The organism is Dactylosporangium darangshiense (assembly GCF_039537565.1).
Taxonomy (GTDB): Bacteria; Actinomycetota; Actinomycetes; order Mycobacteriales; family Micromonosporaceae; genus Dactylosporangium; species Dactylosporangium darangshiense.
Map to the genome: position 1 here is coordinate 152,789 of NZ_BAABAT010000019.1, position 16,698 is coordinate 169,486.

Here is a 16,698-nt window from a genome sequence, read left to right on the forward strand (position 1 = left end):
CATTCCTCGCAAAGCAGAAGGGCCGTTCCCGGTTGCTGTCCGGGAACGGCCCTTGCGCTTTGCTAGCGGTTTTACGGGGTCGGGGCGCTCATCGTCAGGGACTTGATGCGGACCTCGGTCTTCGGCTTGCCCTCGCTCGGCGGGGTGGACGGGTCGGCCGACGGTTCGGCAACGACGCCGGCGTCGGCGACCTTCTTGACCAGGTCCAGGCCCTCGGTCACGCGGCCGATGACCGTGTAGTTCGGGTCCAGCTGCGCGATGTCCTTGTACACGATGAAGAACTGGCTGCCCGTCGACGCCGGGTTGCCGTTGTTCGCCATGGCCACGACGCCCTCGCCGTAGGCCGGGCGCTTGCCCGTCGGCAGGTTCTCCTCGGCGTAGCGGTAGCTCGGGCCGCCGTAGCCGGTGCCGAAGGGGTCACCGCACTGCAGCACGTAGACGCTCTGCAGGACCAGGCGGTGGCAGACCGAGTCGTCGAAGAACTTCTTGCTCGCCAGGTAGGTGAAACTTTCCGCGGCGCAGGGTGCGTGCGCGGTGTCGACCTCGATCTTGATGGTGCCGACGCTGGTGTCCAGGGTCATCGTCTGGGTGCCCGTGCGGGCCTCGCCCGTCGTGGGCGGCTTGCCGACGTCCTTGGTGTTCTTCGCCAGCTCCGGGTCCACCGACGCGCTCGCGCTCGGGTCGACCAGGGGGAGCCACTCGCAGCTGGTCGGGGTGGCCGAGGACGATGGGCTGGCGCCGGCCTCGGTCTTGTCGTCTCCGCTGGTCACCGCGACGACCACCCACGCCGCGGCGAGCAGGACGATCAGGGCGCCGGCCCCGGCGGCGATCGTCGTGTTACGGCGGCGCCGGAGCCGGGACTGCTCGGCGCGCACGCCCATCTCCCGCTCCAGCCGTGCACGCGCCGCGGCGCGCTGACGGTCCCGGTTGGTGCTCACGGTTGGTACTCCTTGCTCAACGGGGATGGGGTGGACTTGCTCGAGGCCTTAGGACTTGCTCGTCGAGGTGCTGGCCGAGGGAGTGGCCGAGGCGCTCTCCGCGGGTGCCGAGCCGCTGGTCGCCGGGGCCGGGGTCGGCGCCGTGTCATCCGGCGCCGTGTCGGTGACGGTCAGCGTGCTGATCTTCACGTCCTCCTTCGGCTTGCCGTCGGGCGAGCCGTTGTCGGTGCCCGTCGCGCCGATCTTCTGCAGGACGTCGAGGCCGCCCGTGATGGTGCCGAAGATCGTGTAGTCCGCCGGGAACTGCGTGTCCTTGAAGACCAGGAAGAACTGGCTGCTGTTGCTGTCCTTCTCCTGCGAGTGTGCCATCGCGATCGTGCCCATCGGGTACAGCGCGGAGCCGGGGCCGGTGTCGGCGGACTCCGACGGGGCCGCCGAGGCCGGCACGCTCGCGGAGCCCGACGCGCTGGGGGTGGGCTCGGCCGACGGCGGCAGCGCCTGCGGCACGTTCTCGTTGGGGAAGCGGTAGGCGGGGCCGCCGGAGCCCGAGCCGGAGGGGTCGCCGCACTGCAGGATCGCGTCGGTGACGCGGTGGCAGGTCGTGTTGTCGAAGAACTTCTTGCCCGCCAGGTAGCTGATGCTGTTGACCGTGCACGGCGCCTTGCTCGGGTCGAGCTTGGCGGTCACGGCGCCCTGGCCGAGGTTGATCGTCATGGTCTTGACGCCGTTCTTGACCACGTCCTTGGTCGGCGGCTTGCCGACGTCCGTCACGCCGGCACCGGCGTCGACCGAGGTGTAGGCACACTCGTCGGCGGTGGCCGGCGCGGGAGAGAACCCGCCGGTCTTCCAGATTACGACCACGACCAGCAGCGCAAGGACGACGGCGCTGCCGATCCCCGCTTGCCACTGGCGGCGACGCCGCGCCGCGGCCGCCCTTCGGGCGATCTGCCGCTCGGTCTTGGCGCGCGCCAAAGCGCGCTGCCGGCTCTTACTGGAAGCCACCGGTGCTCCCCTCCAGGAAATAACATTTGGGTGCCACGTCACACGCCCGCCAGAGTGTACGGGTAGAACCCGGAATGCGGGTCGCCGCCCGGTCACGGTTGGCTGTGCCTGACCTCCGGATAGGGTCGACATGGTCTGGGCCAGGACATAGACAGGGAGGAGCGCCGCTGTGCTCGTTGCCGGCTTCCCCGCCGAGGCGTTCGGGACCAACTGCTTCGTCGTGGCCCCAGCGCCCGGCGAGCAGTGCGTGATCATCGACCCGGGGATCGGGGTCGCCGACCGGCTGGACGAGGTGCTCGCCGAGCACCGGCTCCAGCCCGCCGCGGTTCTGCTCACGCATGGTCACCTCGACCATACGTTCTCCGTGACGCCGGTCTGCGGCGCGCGCGGCATCACCGCGTACATCCACCCCGGCGACGCCGAGATGCTCGCCGACCCGGCCAAAGGCCTCAGCGCCGACCTCACCTCGCTGTTCGGCGGCAGGCTGACGTGGACCGAGCCGGAGGACGTCGCGCCGCTCGAGGACGGGCTGGTGCTCAAGATCGCCGGGCTGGAGCTCACCGTCGACCACGCGCCCGGCCACACCCGCGGCTCGGTGATGTTCCGCGGCGGCGAGGGCGACGAACCGCTGTGCTTCTCCGGCGACGTGCTCTTCCGCGACTCGATCGGCCGCACCGACCTGCCCGGCGGCAGCATGGGCCAGATGATGGCCAGCCTGCGGGACAAGGTGCTGACGCTGCCCGACGAGACGATCGTGCTGCCCGGACACGGCCCCGAGACCACCATCGGGCGCGAGCGGGCCCGCAATCCGTATCTCCGTGAGGCGCTCGAGGCGCCGCGTAAAGGCTGGTAGAGACCGATGACCCGACCCACGCCGCTGTCCGGCTTCCCGGAGTGGCTCCCCGCGCAGCGCCTCGCCGAGCAGCAGGTTCTCGACCGGCTGCGGCGCACGTTCGAGCTCTACGGCTTCGCGCCGCTGGAGACGCGCGCGGTCGAGCCGCTCGACCAGCTGTTGCGCAAGGGGGAGACCTCCAAGGAGGTGTACACCCTGCGCCGGCTCCAGGCCGCCGAGGGCGACGATGAGCAGAGCCTGGGATTGCACTTCGACCTGACCGTTCCGTTCGCCCGCTATGTGCTTGAAAATGCCGGTAAGTTGCAGTTTCCCTTCCGGCGCTACCAGATCCAGAAGGTGTGGCGGGGCGAGAAACCACAGGCCGGACGCTATCGCGAGTTTCTGCAGGCCGACATCGACATCGTCGACCGCGACAGCCTCCCGCCCCACTACGAGGCCGAGATCCCCCTGGTCATCGGTGACGCGCTGCGCTCGCTGCCGATTCCGGCCGTCAAGATCATGGTGAACAACCGGAAGCTCTGCGAGGGCTTCTACCGTGGCCTCGGCCTGGAGGATCCCGAGGAAATCCTCAGGATAATCGACAAACTCGACAAAATCGGTCCCAATGCCGTGACGCAGCTCATCGTCCAGGCCGGCGGGACCGAGGCACAGGCCAAGGCGTGCCTGGCCCTGGCCGAGATCCGCGCGCACGACGCGTCCTTCGCCGACGCCGTGCGCGCCCTCGGCGTCGAGCACCCGCTGCTGGACGAGGGCGTGTCCGAGCTCACCGCGGTCGTCGAGACCGCCCGCGAGCACTCGCCGGGCCTGGTCGAGGCCACCTTGAAGATCGCCCGGGGGCTCGACTACTACACCGGCACCGTGTACGAGACGGAGCTGGCCGGCTATGAGCAGTACGGCTCGATCTGCTCCGGCGGCCGCTACGACAACCTCGCCAGCGCCGGCCGCGACGTCTTCCCCGGCGTCGGCATCTCCATCGGCGTGTCCCGCCTGCTCGGCCTGCTCTTCGACGCCGACGCGCTCGCCGTCAGCCGGCCCACCCCGACCGCGGTGCTCGTCGCGCTGTGGAGCGAGGAGGAGCGGGCGGCCAGCAACCGCATCGCCGCCTCGCTGCGCGCCCGCGGGATCGCCACCGAGGTGGCGCCCGTGCCGGCGAAGCTCGGCAAGCAGATCCGTTACGCCGAGCGGCGCGGCATCCCCTTCGTGTGGTTCCCGGCCAGCGCATCGATCGAGGGCGGCGACCAGGTCAAGGACATCCGCTCCGGCGAGCAGGTGCCCGCGTCCAGCGACGAGTGGAACCCCCCGGCCGAAGACATGGCGCCCGTGCTGCGGTGAGAGAATGAGCCGTCTTGCGTAGTTCGCCGAAGGAGACCCTGTGATCCGATCCCATGAGTCCGGCACCTTGCGTGGCGCCGACGCCGGAACGACCGTGACGCTGGCCGGCTGGGTGGCCCGCCGCCGCGACCACGGCGGGGTCATCTTCGTCGATCTGCGCGACGCCTCGGGCGTCGTCCAGGTGGTCTTCCGCGAGGAGATGCAGGCGGCGCACGCGCTGCGCAACGAGTACTGCGTGCTTGTGACCGGCGAAGTGCGGGCCCGCCCGGCCGGCAACGAGAACCCGGACCTGCCCACCGGCGAGGTCGAGGTCGTCGCGAGCGGCCTCGAGGTGCTCTCCGAGGCCGCGCCGCTGCCCCTGCCGATCGACGACGGCGAGGCGGCCAGCGACGACGTGCGGTACCGCTATCGCTATCTCGACCTGCGCCGCTCCGGCCCACACCAGGCGATGAAGCTGCGCAGCCGGGCCAACCAGATCGCGCGCAACCTGCTGGCCGACCGCGACTTCGTCGAGGTGGAGACCCCGACGCTGACCCGCTCGACGCCCGAGGGCGCCCGCGACTTCCTGGTGCCCGTCCGGCTGCAGCCCGGCAACTGGTATGCGCTGCCCCAGTCGCCGCAGCTGTTCAAGCAGCTGCTCATGGTCGGCGGCCTGGAGCGCTACTACCAGATCGCGCGCTGCTACCGCGACGAGGGCTTCCGCGCCGACCGCCAGCCGGAGTTCACCCAGCTCGACATCGAGATGTCCTTCGTGACCCAGGACGACATCATCGAGCTCGGCGAGGCCATCGTGCGGGCCCTGTGGTCCGACCTGGCCGGGCACGCCATCTCCGGCGACATCCCGCGCATCACCTGGCACGACGCCATGAACCGCTACGGCTCCGACAAGCCCGACCTGCGGTACTCCGTCGAGCTGACCGAGCTGACCGAGTACCTGCGCGGCACCGAGTTCCGCGTGTTCGCCGGCGCCATCGACGCGGGCGGCTACGTCGGCGCGGTCGTGATGCCCGGCGGCGCCGCGCAGACCCGCAAGGAGCTCGACGGCTGGCAGGACTGGGCCAAGGCGCGCGGCGCCAAGGGCCTGGCCTACGTCGTGCTCGACGCCTCGACGGGCGAGGCGCGCGGGCCCGTGGCCAAGAACCTGTCCGAGTCGCACCTGGCGGGCCTGGCCGACTTCGTCGGGGCCAAGCCGGGCGACGCGGTCTTCTTCGCCGCCTCCACCGAGCGGCGCGAGGCGCAGGAGCTGCTCGGCGCCGCCCGCATCGAGATCGCCAAGCGCGCCAAGCTGGTCGACGAGAGCGCCTGGGCCTTCTGCTGGATCGTCGACGCCCCGATGTTCGAGCCCACCGACCCGGAGGCCGGCGGCACGGGCGGCGGCGCCAAGGGCTGGACCGCGGTGCACCACCCGTTCACCTCGCCCAACCGCGACTGGATCGACCGGTTCGAGGACGCGCCGGGCGAGGCCCTCGCCTACGCCTACGACATCGTGTGCAACGGCAACGAGATCGGCGGCGGCTCGGTGCGTATCCACCGCGCCGACGTGCAGCGCCGCGTCTTCGAGATGCTCGGCATCACCGCCGACGATGCCGCGGAGAAGTTCGGGTTCCTGCTCGAGGCGTTCAAGTACGGGCCTCCGCCGCACGCCGGCATCGCCTTCGGCTGGGACCGCATCTGCATGCTTCTGGCCGGCGTCGACTCGATCCGCGAGGTCATCGCGTTCCCGAAGACGGGCGGCGGCTACGACCCGCTGACGGGCGCGCCGACCCCGATCACGGCCGAGCAGCGCGCCGAGGCGGGCGTGGACGCCAAGCCCAAGGGCCCCGTGCCCGCGTCCACCGTCGTCCCCGTGGAGCGCTCGGGCTGAGATCCGGACTGTAGGGTCTGGGGCCGTGGACGGCTTGTTTGAGGTTCAACCACCCGGCGGCGGGGCTTCCTTCGAAGGAGGCCCGGCCGTCGCCGGTGGCTTCACCGACGTCACGGCCGACTCGCCGCTCGCGGTGCGGATGCGCCCGGCCAGCCTCGACGAACTCGTCGGCCAGCAGCACCTGCTGGCGCCCGGCGCGCCGCTGCGCCAGCTCGTCGGCGGCGCCTCGCCGATGTCGGTGATCCTCTGGGGCCCGCCCGGCTCCGGCAAGACGACCATCGCCCACCTCGTCGCCGGCGCGACCGACCGGCGCTTCGTGGCGCTCTCCGCGCTGTCGGCCGGGGTCAAGGATGTGCGCGCGGTCATCGACACCGCCCGCCGGGAGCGCCGCCGCGGCGGCCCGCCGACCGTGCTGTTCATCGACGAGGTGCACCGCTTCAGCAAGACCCAGCAGGACTCGCTGCTCGCCGCGGTCGAGGACCGCACCGTCACGCTGCTCGCGGCCACCACCGAGAACCCGTACTTCTCCGTCATCTCGCCGCTGCTGTCGCGCTGCGTGCTGCTCACGTTGCAGCCGCTCACCGACGACGACGTGCGCACCCTGCTGCGCCGGGCCGTCACGGACTTGCGCGGGCTGGACGGCACCGTGGCGCTCGACGATGACGCAGAGGCTCATCTGGTACGCCTGGCACGCGGCGATGTGCGAAAAGCCCTCACCGCCCTCGAGGCGGCCGCGGGTGCGGCGTTGGCGCAGGGGCACACCAGCGTCGACCTGGCCACCGCGGAGCGGGCCGTCGACGTGGCAGCGCTGCGCTACGACCGCGACGGCGACGAGCACTACGACGTGGTCAGCGCCTTCATCAAGAGCATCCGCGGCTCGGACGTCGACGCCGCACTGCACTACCTGGCCCGCATGATCACCGCCGGCGAGGACGCCCGGTTCATCGCCCGCCGCATGGTCATCTCCGCCAGCGAGGACATCGGCATGGCCGACCCGACCGCGCTACCCATCGCGACCGCGGCCGCACACGCCGTCGAGTACGTCGGCCTGCCCGAGGTGCAGATCGTCCTCGCGCAGGCCGTGATCCATCTCGCGCTCGCCCCGAAGTCCAACGCGGTCGTCAACGCCATCGGCGCCGCCATGGCCGACGTGCGGGCCGGACACGGCGGTGCAGTCCCCGCGCATTTGCGCGATTCGCACTACAAGGGTGCGAGTCGGGTCGGGCACGGGCAGGGGTACAAATACCCTCACGACGATGCCCGTGGCGTTGTGCAGCAGCAGTACGCCCCGGAGGGGCTTGGCGACCGGGAGTACTACCGCCCGACGGGCCATGGCGCCGAGCGCGCGGTGGCGGAACGATTGCCGAAACTGCGGCGTATCGTGCGGGGGACCGAGGCGGGTGACGCTTCGGATCACAGCGGCATGACGGAGGAGCGGCGCCGGTGACATCGGGTCGGGACGAGGCCAAGAAGCGGCGCGGCCGCGGCAAGGCCGAACAAGGCCCGAGCGACGAGGACCTCGGCTGGCTGGCGGAACTGCGCAGCGCGGGCCGCGGCGGCGAGGACGACCTCGGGTTCGGCGGCCCGTCCGCGCCGGGCGACGTGCTCGACCAGGTGGCCCCACGCCGGCCGGTGCCGCCCCAGTCACGCGGCGAGATGGCCCCACCGCCGCCGGGCCCTGTGCCCCCTGCCCCGGAGCCCACACAGGCCTGGCGCGCCCCGCGCGACGGCGGCGCCCGCGAGTCGCCGTCGGGCTCGCGCCCGGCGGTCCCGCCGCCGTCCGCACCCGAGCCGACGCAGGCCTGGCGCGCCCCGCGCGACGGCGGCGCTCGCGAGTCGCCGTCCGGTTCGCGGCCGGCTGCGCCGCGTGACGGTGCTCGTGAGTCGACGTCGGGTTCGCGGCCTGGTGCGCCGCGTGACGGTGGTCGTGAGTCGACGTCGGGTTCGCGGCCGGGTGCGCCGTCCGGTGGGGCGACGCCGCCGGCCGACTGGCGGTCGCTTCGGGATGCCGTTCGCGAGTCGCCGTCCGGTTCTCGGCCCTCGGCGCCGTCCGGGCCCGCCTCGGTTTCTCCGCCCGCACCGCCCTCCTCCGGCCGGGGCGCGGGATCGGCCGTGCCGCCGTCCTCTGGGCGGGGCTCTGGACCGGCCGCGCCGCCCGCGTCCGGGCGGGGCGCGGGATCAGCTGTGCCGCCGTCCTCCGGGCGGGGCTCGGGACCGTCTGCGCCGCCCCCTTCCGGGCGGGGCGCGGGATCGGCCGTGCCGCCGTCTTCCGGGCGAGCCGCGGGGTCGAGTGGGGTGGCGCCGGGCGGTCCGTCGGCATCTTCCGGTTCCTCCGCGTCCGGCGCCATGCCGGCAACTCCCGCATTGTCGGGGGTGCCGGAGCCCTGGCGTGTCTCGAGCGACCCCGCCGGGGAGTCGCCCTCGCGCCGGCGGCGGGCGACTCGGCAGGAGCCGAGCGAAGGCGGTTGGAACGCCGCGCCCCAGGCCGCGGGCGGCGCGTCCGGGCCGGCGGCGGCCGGTGGTGGGCGGCGGCGCGCGCCGGACGATGAGCAGGAGTCGCCGACCGGCGGGCGGCGGGCCTCGCACGCCCTGCCCGAGCCTCGGCAGGGCGAACCCGACGGGCCGGGCACCGGCCGTATTCCCGGCGGTTCTGCCGGCGGTGGTGGCGGTGGCGGTGCCAGTGGTGGCGGCGGTGGCGGTCGGCGGCGCGCGGCCGAGCCGGACGAGCCCGCGGCGTTTCGCGCCGGCCAGGGCCCCGGTTCCCGCGGCGCCGACCCGCGCGTACCTGAGCCGCGCGGTGCCGACCCGCGCGGTGCCGACCCGCGCGACGGTGATTCGCGTGGTGGCCGATCGGCGGTTTCCGGTGCTGGTGAGCGTTCCGGTGGGCCCGGCGGCCCCGGTGCTGGGCCCAGCGGACCCGGTAACGGGCCGGCCCAGGGCGCGGGCGGTCGCGGCACCGCTGGTGGCCCTGGTGACCGCGGCCCGGCCGGTGGTGCAGGTGACCGTGGCCCTGCTGGTGGTTCCGGCGAGCGTGGCCCGGCCGGTGGTCCTGGTGGGCGCGGTCCGGCGGGCGGTCCCGGCGACCGTGGGCCCTCCGGTGGTCCTGCTGGTGGTCCCGGCGAGCGTGGTCTTGGCGAGCGCGGGCCCGGTGGGCGTGGCCCGGCTGCGCCCGGTGGTCCTGGCGAGCGCGGGCCCGCTGGTGGGGCCGGTGGACGGGGTCCCGGTGGCGGGCCTGATGGACGTGGACCGGGCGGCGGGCCTGATGGACGTGGTCCCGGTGGCGGGCCTGATGGACGTGGTCCCGGTGGCGGGCCTGATGGACGTGGTCCTGGCGACCGTGGTCCCGGTGGCGGGCCCGCTGGTGGTCCCGGTGGGCGTGGGCCTGGTGGGCAGGGCGGTCCTGGTGGGCCGGGCGGCGGGGGGCGGCCTTCGCCGTACGCGGGCGGGCGGGCGCCCGGTGGGCGTTTCCCCGGTGACGGGCCGCCGCCGGGGAAGCCGTTCGTCGATCTGGCGCGCTTCGATCCGAATCCGCCGGTCTACCGCGGTACCGCAAGCTCGCCGGCGGCGTTCGACTGGGAGACGACGACGCAGATCGCGCCGTTCGGGCTGTTGCAGCGGGCGCAGGCCAAGCGGGTGCGGCAGCTGCGGTTCGCGACGATCATCTTCGTGGTGCTGGCCGTGGTCAGCGCGCCGGCGGCGTTCTTCGTGATCCGGGAGCTCTCGCGCGATCCGGTGTTCGTCGAGCTCGACAACCTCAATCTGCCCGAGTGGGCGGCCCGCAACCCGACCGACGGGGCGCTGGGCAGCCGGTGGTGCATCCGCGAGTGCCGGTCCCGGCAGCGCACGTGGGAGTCGGCGCGCGGGCCCGAGGAGACCAACCGGGCGTTCGTCGGCAAGCTGCGCGACGCCGGGTGGGTCGAGTGGGACATCCCGGACTGCCAGGCGGAGGGCGTCGACGGGATCGAGACGTGCTGGCAGCGCGACGAGTACGTGCTGGACCTCTGGGTGCGCGCGGCCGTCTGCGACGTCAAGGGGGCGCGGCCGACGATCAGCCCGGCGCCGTCGACGGGTGCCAAACCGCCGTCGGGCAAACCGCCCACGAAGGCGCCCTCGGCGCCCGCGTCCGGGGATCCCGGCGGGGACGGCGGCGGCGAGGCGCCCGGTCCGGCACCGACCACCATCTGCCCGCTCGCGGTGACGACGATCAAGGTCTTCAACCGGATCAGCTACGACCCGGGCGGCGGCGGCCAGGGCGGCCCCTGACGACTCGCGATACGACCAGGCCGCCGACACAGAAGAACTGCCGGGCCGCGCAGGTAATGCGGCCGCGCCGCGGAAAAGGCGGCGGGGAAGCGGCTGCGGTGCGGGCATCGAACGGGCTCGGCACGTAGCGTGACACTGCCGGCCGCGGGGCCCGATGCGACCCGGCCGCGGCGGGGTGTAGGCGTTTAGCGGCCGGTCGAAGCGCGGCGCCGCATCACGGAGGGTAGGGTTCCTCCGTTGGAATCGCGCATCCACGCGGGTTGAAGGAGGAATGCGTGACCGTGTCCCTGGGCGGTATCGCGGCGCTGGTGGCGTCTGGTGGGTTCTTCGTGCTCGTGCTGGTGCTCGCGGTGCCGATCCTGCGGGTGCGGCACACGATCGACGCCGCCACGGGGGCCCTGCGCGACGCCGCCAATCAGACCACGCCGATGCTCGAGCGGGTCAACACCACGATCGACAACGTCAACACCGCGCTGACGCAGGTGCATACGACCCTGGACGGGGTCAACATGCAGCTCGCGCGGATCGACACCATCACCGAAAACGTGTCGCACGTCAGCGCTAACGTTGCGAACCTGTCCACGGTGGTCAGTGCCGCCGCGGCCAACCCGCTGGTGAAGGTCGCCGCATTCGGGTACGGCGTGCGTAAGGCCGCCGCGAACCGGCGCCGCGAGGCGGACGAGGCCGAGGTGCGCGAGCAGTTGAAGCAGCGTCGGCGTCGCGGCTGACGCGGTACCGAATAAAAATCTCTTGAAGAAAGGTTGAGCCATGCGGCGCTTGCTGTGGCTCGGGATCGGACTCGCCGTCGGCGCCCTCGTGGTCCGGGCGGTCGCCAAGAAGGCCCAGGCCTTCACCCCGCAGGGCATCGCGGCGTCGGCGCGGGACTCCGCCGCCGGCTTCGCGGCCAATGTGCGCAACTTCGTCGACGACGTGCGTGACGGGATGGCCGAGCGCGAAGCCGAGATCCACACCGCGTTCGCGGAAGGCTTGACCCTGGACGAAGATCTTTACCCGGAAGGCCGGCAGCACGGATGAGAACCGCCGAGATCAAGCGACGTTTCCTGACCCACTTCGAGGAAAACGGGCACACGGTGGTGCCCTCCGCTCCGCTGCCCGCCGTCGACGATCCCAACCTGCTGTTCATCAACGCCGGCATGGTGCAGTTCGTGCCGTACTTCCTCGGCCAGCGCACCGCGCCCTACACGCGTGCCACGAGCGTGCAGAAGTGCATCCGCACGCCCGACATCGACGAGGTCGGCAAGACCAGTCGGCATGGCACGTTCTTCCAGATGAACGGCAACTTCAGCTTCGGCGACTACTTCAAGGAAGGCGCCATCCGGCTGGCCTGGGAGCTGTCGACGAAGTCGGTGGCCGACGGCGGTTTCGGCCTCGACCCGGAGCGGATCTGGGCCACCGTCTACCTCGACGACGACGAGGCCATCGACATCTGGAAGCGCACCGGGCTGCCCGCCGAGCGCATCGTGCGCCGGGGCAAGAAGGACAACTTCTGGTCGATGGGCATCCCGGGGCCGGCCGGGCCGTGCTCGGAGCTGTACTACGACCGCGGCGACGCCTACGGCAAGAGCGGCGGGCCAGAGGTCGACGAGGACCGCTACCTGGAGTACTGGAACCTCGTCTTCATGCAGAACGAGATCACCAACGTGAAGTCGAAGGAGATCTTCGACATCGTCGGTGACCTGCCCAACAAGAACATCGACACGGGCATGGGCCTGGAGCGCATCGCCTCGATGCTGCAGGGCGTCGACAACCTGTACGAGATCGACGAGGTGCAGCCGATCCTGGCCAAGGCCGCGGACCTGACCGGGAAGCGGTACGGCCAGGCGGTCTCACACGTCGCCGCCGAGTCGCACCCGGACGACGTGCGGCTGCGCGTCATCGCCGACCACGTGCGCACCGCGCTGATGGTCATCTCCGACGGGGTCATCCCGTCCAACGAGGGCCGTGGCTACGTGCTGCGCCGCATCCTGCGCCGCGCGATCCGCTCCATGCGGCTGCTCGGCTGGCAGGAAGGCCCCGCGCTGCCGCTGCTGCTGCCGATCGCCCGCGACTGCATGGCGCCGTCCTACCCGGAGGTCGCCGCCGAGTACGACCGGATCTCGCAGTACGCCTACGGCGAGGAGGAGCGCTTCCTGGCCACCCTCAACGCCGGCACCACGATCCTCGACCTGGCGATGACGGACACCAAGACCAAGGGCGGCAAGGTCCTCGCCGGCGACAAGGCCTTCCAGCTGCACGACACCTACGGCTTCCCGATCGACCTGACCCTCGAGATCGCCGCCGAGCAGGGCCTGCGGGTCGACGAGGACGGCTTCCGCCGGCTCATGGCCGAGCAGAAGGCCAATGCCAAGGCCGACGCGCAGGCGCGCAAGACGGGGCATGCGGACCTGTCGGTGTACCGCTCGGCGCTGGAACAGGGCGGGCCGGTGGAGTTCACGGGGTACCGCGAAATCTCCCGCGAATCCCGCGTGCGCTCGCTGCTGGGCGCCCCGCTCGCGGGCGAGGGCGAGGAGGTCTCGATCGTCCTCGACGCCACGCCGTTCTACGCCGAGAGCGGCGGCCAGCTCGCCGACTCCGGCTTCATCACGCTCGGCGGCGGCAAGGTCGAGGTCCTTGACGTGCAGTCGCCGCTGCCCGGCCTCATCGTGCACCGCGCCCGCGTGGTGGCCGGCGAGGTGCGTCCTGGCGACACGGCCTTCGCCGAGATCGACGTCGACCGGCGCCGCGCCGTCTCGCGCGCACACACCGCGACGCACCTGATCCACCAGACGATGCGCAACTTCCTCGGCGAGTCGGCGACCCAGGCGGGCTCGCTGAACGCCCCCGGCCGGCTCCGCTTCGACTTCAACACCCCGTCGGCCGTCCCGGCGAGCGTGCTGCACGACGTCGAGCAGCAGGTCAACGAGGTACTCCTGCGCGACCTGCTGGTGCACGCCTTCATCACCTCGCAGGAGGAGGCCCGCAAGATCGGCGCCATGGCCCTCTTCGGCGAGAAGTACGGCGACGAGGTCCGCGTCGTCGAGGTCGGCGACTACGCCCGCGAGCTGTGCGGCGGCACCCACGTCGAGCGCTCCTCGCAGCTCGGCCTGGTGAAGATCCTGTCCGAGGCGTCGGTCGGCTCCGGCGTACGCCGGGTCGAGGCCCTCGTCGGCCTGGACGCCTTCAGCCACCTGGCCCGCGAGCACGTCCTCGTGTCGCGCCTGGCCGAGCTGTTCCGCGTCCCCGGCGACCAGGTCGCCGACCGGGTCGAGCAGACCGTGGCCCAGCTGCGCGACGCCGAGCGGGAGCTCGAGAAGCTGCGCACCCAGCTCGTGCTCGCCGGGGCCGGCGGCCTGGCCGACTCGGCTCGGGATGTGCGCGGGGTCGCGTTCGTCGGCACCGAGGCGCCCGAAGGGACCTCGGCCAACGAGGTTCGCACGCTGGTGCAGGAGATCCGGGGGCGGATTCCGGCGGAGCGGCCGGCCGTCGTCGCCGTCACCTCGCGGTCCGGTGGAAAGGCATCGCTGGTCGTGGCCGTCAACGGGGCCGGGAAGGCGCGCGGGCTGGCCGCCGGTGACCTGGTGAAGGGGGCGCTGTCCGGGCGCGGTGGCGGCAACGCCGACCTGGCCCAGGGCGGCGGCGTTCCCGCCGCCGAGGCGCCGAGCCTGTTGCTGGCGGTCGAGAAGGCGCTCTGATCGTTTCGTGCGGCCCGCTCGGCTTGTGCCGAGCGGGCCGCTTCGGCTTTCTTACGCTGCGTCACCGGCTTCGGGAGCCGGGAGCCGCCGGAGTGCCAACGTTTGGGGTTCCTGCGGGGAGCTCGAAAACTCGCGCATATACGAAATATCCGAAATGTCGGGCGCGCCAGCGCCCGACATTTCGGAAATGTGACGCCTCCGAGCCGTTGCCGAGGAATCGCGAGCGACCTTGGGGGTGTCGGGTGGGCGACACGTGTGCGGTGCGAACCGTTATGGTGCGCGTGTGGGGCATGAGCAGTGGGAGCGCGGACGACGGCTCGGCATCGACGTGGGGTCGGTGCGGGTCGGCGTGGCCGTGTGCGATCCCGACGGGATCCTCGCGAGCCCCGTCGCCACCGTTGCGCGGGACCAGAGCGCCGACGGCGACGCCACCCCCTCCGACATGTCGGAAATTCTCCGTTACGTCGGCGAATACGAGGCAGTGGAGATCATCGTCGGGCTGCCGATCAACCTGGCCGGCAAGGAAGGTCCGGCGGCGGTCCTGATCAGGCAATATGCGGACCGGCTCGCAGAGCTGGCGGCGCCCGTGCCCGTCCTGCTGACGGACGAGAGGATGTCCACCGCGGCGGCAGCACGTAGGCTGTCGGAGCGCGGCGTCCGAGGCAGGCGTCAGCGCGCGGTCGTCGACCAGGTGGCCGCGGTGGAGATCCTGCAGGGTTGGCTCGACGCCAGACGTGCCGGAGCAGTTCGCGGCTGAGCGCCAGGAGGCAGAGTGCAGATGGACGAGCTCGATCTGGCCTGGGAGGAAGAGGAGCGGCCGCGTCACCGGCGGCGCGCCTCGGCCCCGGCCAGGAGCAAGAAGAAGAAGGGTCGCGGCGGAAGGACCTTCCTCGCCTTCTTCCTCAGCCTGCTGGTCGTCGGCGGCCTGGCCTTCGGGGTTTACGCCGGGATCGACCGCATCAAGGGGCTCTTCAGCGCACCCGACTACGACGGCGGCGGCACGGGCGAGGTCGTGGTCGAGGTGATCTCCGGCCAGCTCGCCGCGGACATCGCCAACACGCTGCAGGAGAAGGACGTCGTCAAGAGCGCCAAGGCGTTCGTCGAGGCGGCGAAGAAGGACGAGCGCAGCAAGAAGCTGCAGCCGGGCTTCTACAACATGCGCAAGCAGATGAAGGCCTCTGCGGCCCTGACGCTGATGCTCGACCCCCACAGCCGCGTCGTGAACAAGGTTACCCTCGCCGAGGGCCTGACCTGGCAGGACACGTTCAAGAAGCTGTCGGAAGCGACGAAGATCCCCTACGAGGACTTCGAGGCGGCGGCCAAGGACCCGAAGGCGCTCGGCGTCGGCGACGTCTGGTACACGCGCAAGGACAAGAAGGAGCGCGCGCCCGGGATCGAGGGGTTCCTGTTCCCGGCGACGTATGACTTCCCGCCCAACGTCGACGCGGTGGGGGTGCTGAAGATCATCGTTCAGCGCTTCAACCAGGAGATCGAGAAGATCGGGTTCATCGACGCGGTGCAGCTGCTGAACATCTCGCCGTTCGAGGCGCTCGTCGCGTCCTCCATCGCGCAGGTCGAGGGGCTCGACAAGGACCAGCCGGGCATCGTGCGGGTGCTGTACAACCGCGTCTACAGCGGCAAGTTCCCCTGCAACTGCCTGCAGGTGGACAGCACGGTCAACTACTACCTGCGCATCACCGGCAAGGGCGCCAAGCCCTCGACCGAGCTGCTGCAGTCCGAGCTGCACAACAAGAACAACCCGTACAACACCCACGACAACCCGGGCCTGCCGATCGGGCCGATCAGCAACCCGGGCACCAGCGCCCTGACCGCGGCCATGGGGCCGCCGAAGAGCGACTACTTCTACTTCCTGGCCATCGACACGGCCGGCAACACCGCCTACGCCAAGACGTATGCGGAGTTCCAGAAGCTGTGGGACCAGGCGCAGAAGAACGGCGTCAAGTAGTGCGCGCTGCCGTGCTGGGCAAGCCGGTGAGCCACTCGCGCTCACCGGCGATCCACAACGCGGGCTACGCGGCGGCGGGGCTGACCGACTGGTCGTACACGGCGATCGAATGCGGCGAGGAGGACCTCGCGGCGCTGGTCGCCCCGCTCGGCCCCGAGTGGGCCGGGTTGTCGCTGACCATGCCGCTCAAGGAGGTCGCGCTGGAGGTGGCCGCGCTCGTCGACCCGTTCGCGGCGGCGATCGGCGCGGCCAACACGCTCGTGCGCCGCGCATACGGCTGGCACGCCTACAACACCGACGCGCCGGGCATGGTCCGGGCGCTGCTGGAGGCCGGGGTGTCGCGCACGCCCCGGCTGGCCCTGCTCGGCGCGGGCGGCACGGCCCGGGCGGCGATCGCCGCGGCGGCGAGCCTCGCCGCCGACGTCACGGTCTACACCCGCCGGCCCGAGGCGGCCGAGGAGCTGCGGCCGGTGGCCGAGGCCCTCGACGTCGAGCTGACCGCCGAGCCGTGGTCGTCCGCGGCCGAGGCGATCTCCGCGCCGGTGGTGATCTCGACGGTACCGAAGGGCGCCGCCGACCACCTCGCGCTCGCCGACTTCTCGGCCCGCCCGGTGGTCTTCGACGCGATCTACGACCCCTGGCCGACGCCGATGGCGGCCGCCGCGCACAAGGCCGGGTGCCCGATCGTGTCGGGCCTGGACCTGCTGCTGTGGCAGGCGGTGGACCAGTTCGAGCTGTTCACCGGCGTCAAGGCGCCAGTAGTTGAGATGCGCGCCGCCCTGTCCTAG

General features: G+C 71.8%; 12 protein-coding genes and 1 pseudogene. 11 read left to right on the top strand and 2 right to left on the bottom strand.

Annotated elements, in window-relative coordinates:
• Nucleotides 1-71: 71 nt before the first annotated feature.
• Together ABD901_RS30720 and ABD901_RS30725 are read right to left on the bottom strand one after the other, a co-directional pair.
• The gene (locus ABD901_RS30720; protein ID WP_345131871.1) at nucleotides 72-938 is read right to left on the bottom strand and encodes a peptidylprolyl isomerase; all 867 of its coding nucleotides are present in this window, start codon (nucleotides 936-938) and stop codon (nucleotides 72-74) included.
• 48 nt (nucleotides 939-986) lie between these two features.
• Nucleotides 987-1,940, bottom strand: a complete 954-nt coding sequence (locus ABD901_RS30725) for a peptidylprolyl isomerase (RefSeq protein WP_345131873.1) — start codon at nucleotides 1,938-1,940, stop codon at nucleotides 987-989.
• Nucleotides 1,941-2,109: 169 nt separating this feature from the next.
• On the opposite strand from ABD901_RS30725, the gene ABD901_RS30730 reads away from it, so the two are divergent.
• From ABD901_RS30730 to ABD901_RS30780, 11 genes and pseudogenes are all read left to right on the top strand, one after another.
• Nucleotides 2,110-2,793 carry an MBL fold metallo-hydrolase gene (locus tag ABD901_RS30730; RefSeq protein ID WP_345131875.1) on the top strand — a complete coding sequence of 228 codons (684 nt, stop codon included), beginning with the start codon at nucleotides 2,110-2,112 and terminating at the stop codon, nucleotides 2,791-2,793.
• A 6-nt stretch (nucleotides 2,794-2,799) separates the two neighbouring features.
• On the top strand, nucleotides 2,800-4,125 hold the full coding sequence (gene hisS, locus ABD901_RS30735) for a histidine--tRNA ligase (protein WP_345131876.1): 1,326 nt from the start codon (nucleotides 2,800-2,802) through the stop codon (nucleotides 4,123-4,125).
• Between the two features lie 40 nt (nucleotides 4,126-4,165).
• Nucleotides 4,166-5,989: an aspartate--tRNA ligase gene (gene aspS, locus ABD901_RS30740; protein WP_345131877.1), complete on the top strand. Its 1,824-nt coding sequence runs from the start codon at nucleotides 4,166-4,168 to the stop codon at nucleotides 5,987-5,989.
• 34 nt (nucleotides 5,990-6,023) lie between these two features.
• Nucleotides 6,024-7,376 (top strand): annotated as a pseudogene (locus ABD901_RS30745) (replication-associated recombination protein A); the annotation flags it as partial.
• A gap of 2,222 nt (nucleotides 7,377-9,598) precedes the next feature.
• A complete protein-coding gene (locus ABD901_RS30750) occupies nucleotides 9,599-10,252 on the top strand; it encodes a hypothetical protein (RefSeq protein ID WP_345131879.1) in 654 nt (217 codons plus the stop codon).
• A gap of 281 nt (nucleotides 10,253-10,533) precedes the next feature.
• Nucleotides 10,534-10,980 (top strand): DUF948 domain-containing protein, encoded by a 447-nt coding sequence (locus ABD901_RS30755; RefSeq protein WP_345131974.1) that lies wholly within the window; start codon nucleotides 10,534-10,536, stop codon nucleotides 10,978-10,980.
• Nucleotides 10,981-11,020: 40 nt separating this feature from the next.
• Nucleotides 11,021-11,287, top strand: a complete 267-nt coding sequence (locus ABD901_RS30760) for a hypothetical protein (RefSeq protein ID WP_345131881.1) — start codon at nucleotides 11,021-11,023, stop codon at nucleotides 11,285-11,287.
• Nucleotides 11,284-13,944: an alanine--tRNA ligase gene (alaS, locus tag ABD901_RS30765; RefSeq protein ID WP_345131883.1), complete on the top strand. Its 2,661-nt coding sequence runs from the start codon at nucleotides 11,284-11,286 to the stop codon at nucleotides 13,942-13,944. Before ABD901_RS30760 ends, alaS begins: the two co-directional genes overlap by 4 nt.
• Nucleotides 13,945-14,227: 283 nt before the next feature.
• Nucleotides 14,228-14,701, top strand: coding sequence for a Holliday junction resolvase RuvX (gene ruvX, locus ABD901_RS30770; protein ID WP_345131977.1), 474 nt, complete (start codon nucleotides 14,228-14,230; stop codon nucleotides 14,699-14,701).
• A gap of 21 nt (nucleotides 14,702-14,722) precedes the next feature.
• Nucleotides 14,723-15,910 carry an endolytic transglycosylase MltG gene (mltG, locus tag ABD901_RS30775; protein WP_345131885.1) on the top strand — a complete coding sequence of 396 codons (1,188 nt, stop codon included), beginning with the start codon at nucleotides 14,723-14,725 and terminating at the stop codon, nucleotides 15,908-15,910.
• Nucleotides 15,910-16,698: a shikimate dehydrogenase gene (locus ABD901_RS30780; RefSeq protein WP_345131886.1), complete on the top strand. Its 789-nt coding sequence runs from the start codon at nucleotides 15,910-15,912 to the stop codon at nucleotides 16,696-16,698. The genes mltG and ABD901_RS30780 overlap by 1 nt, the downstream gene beginning before the upstream one ends.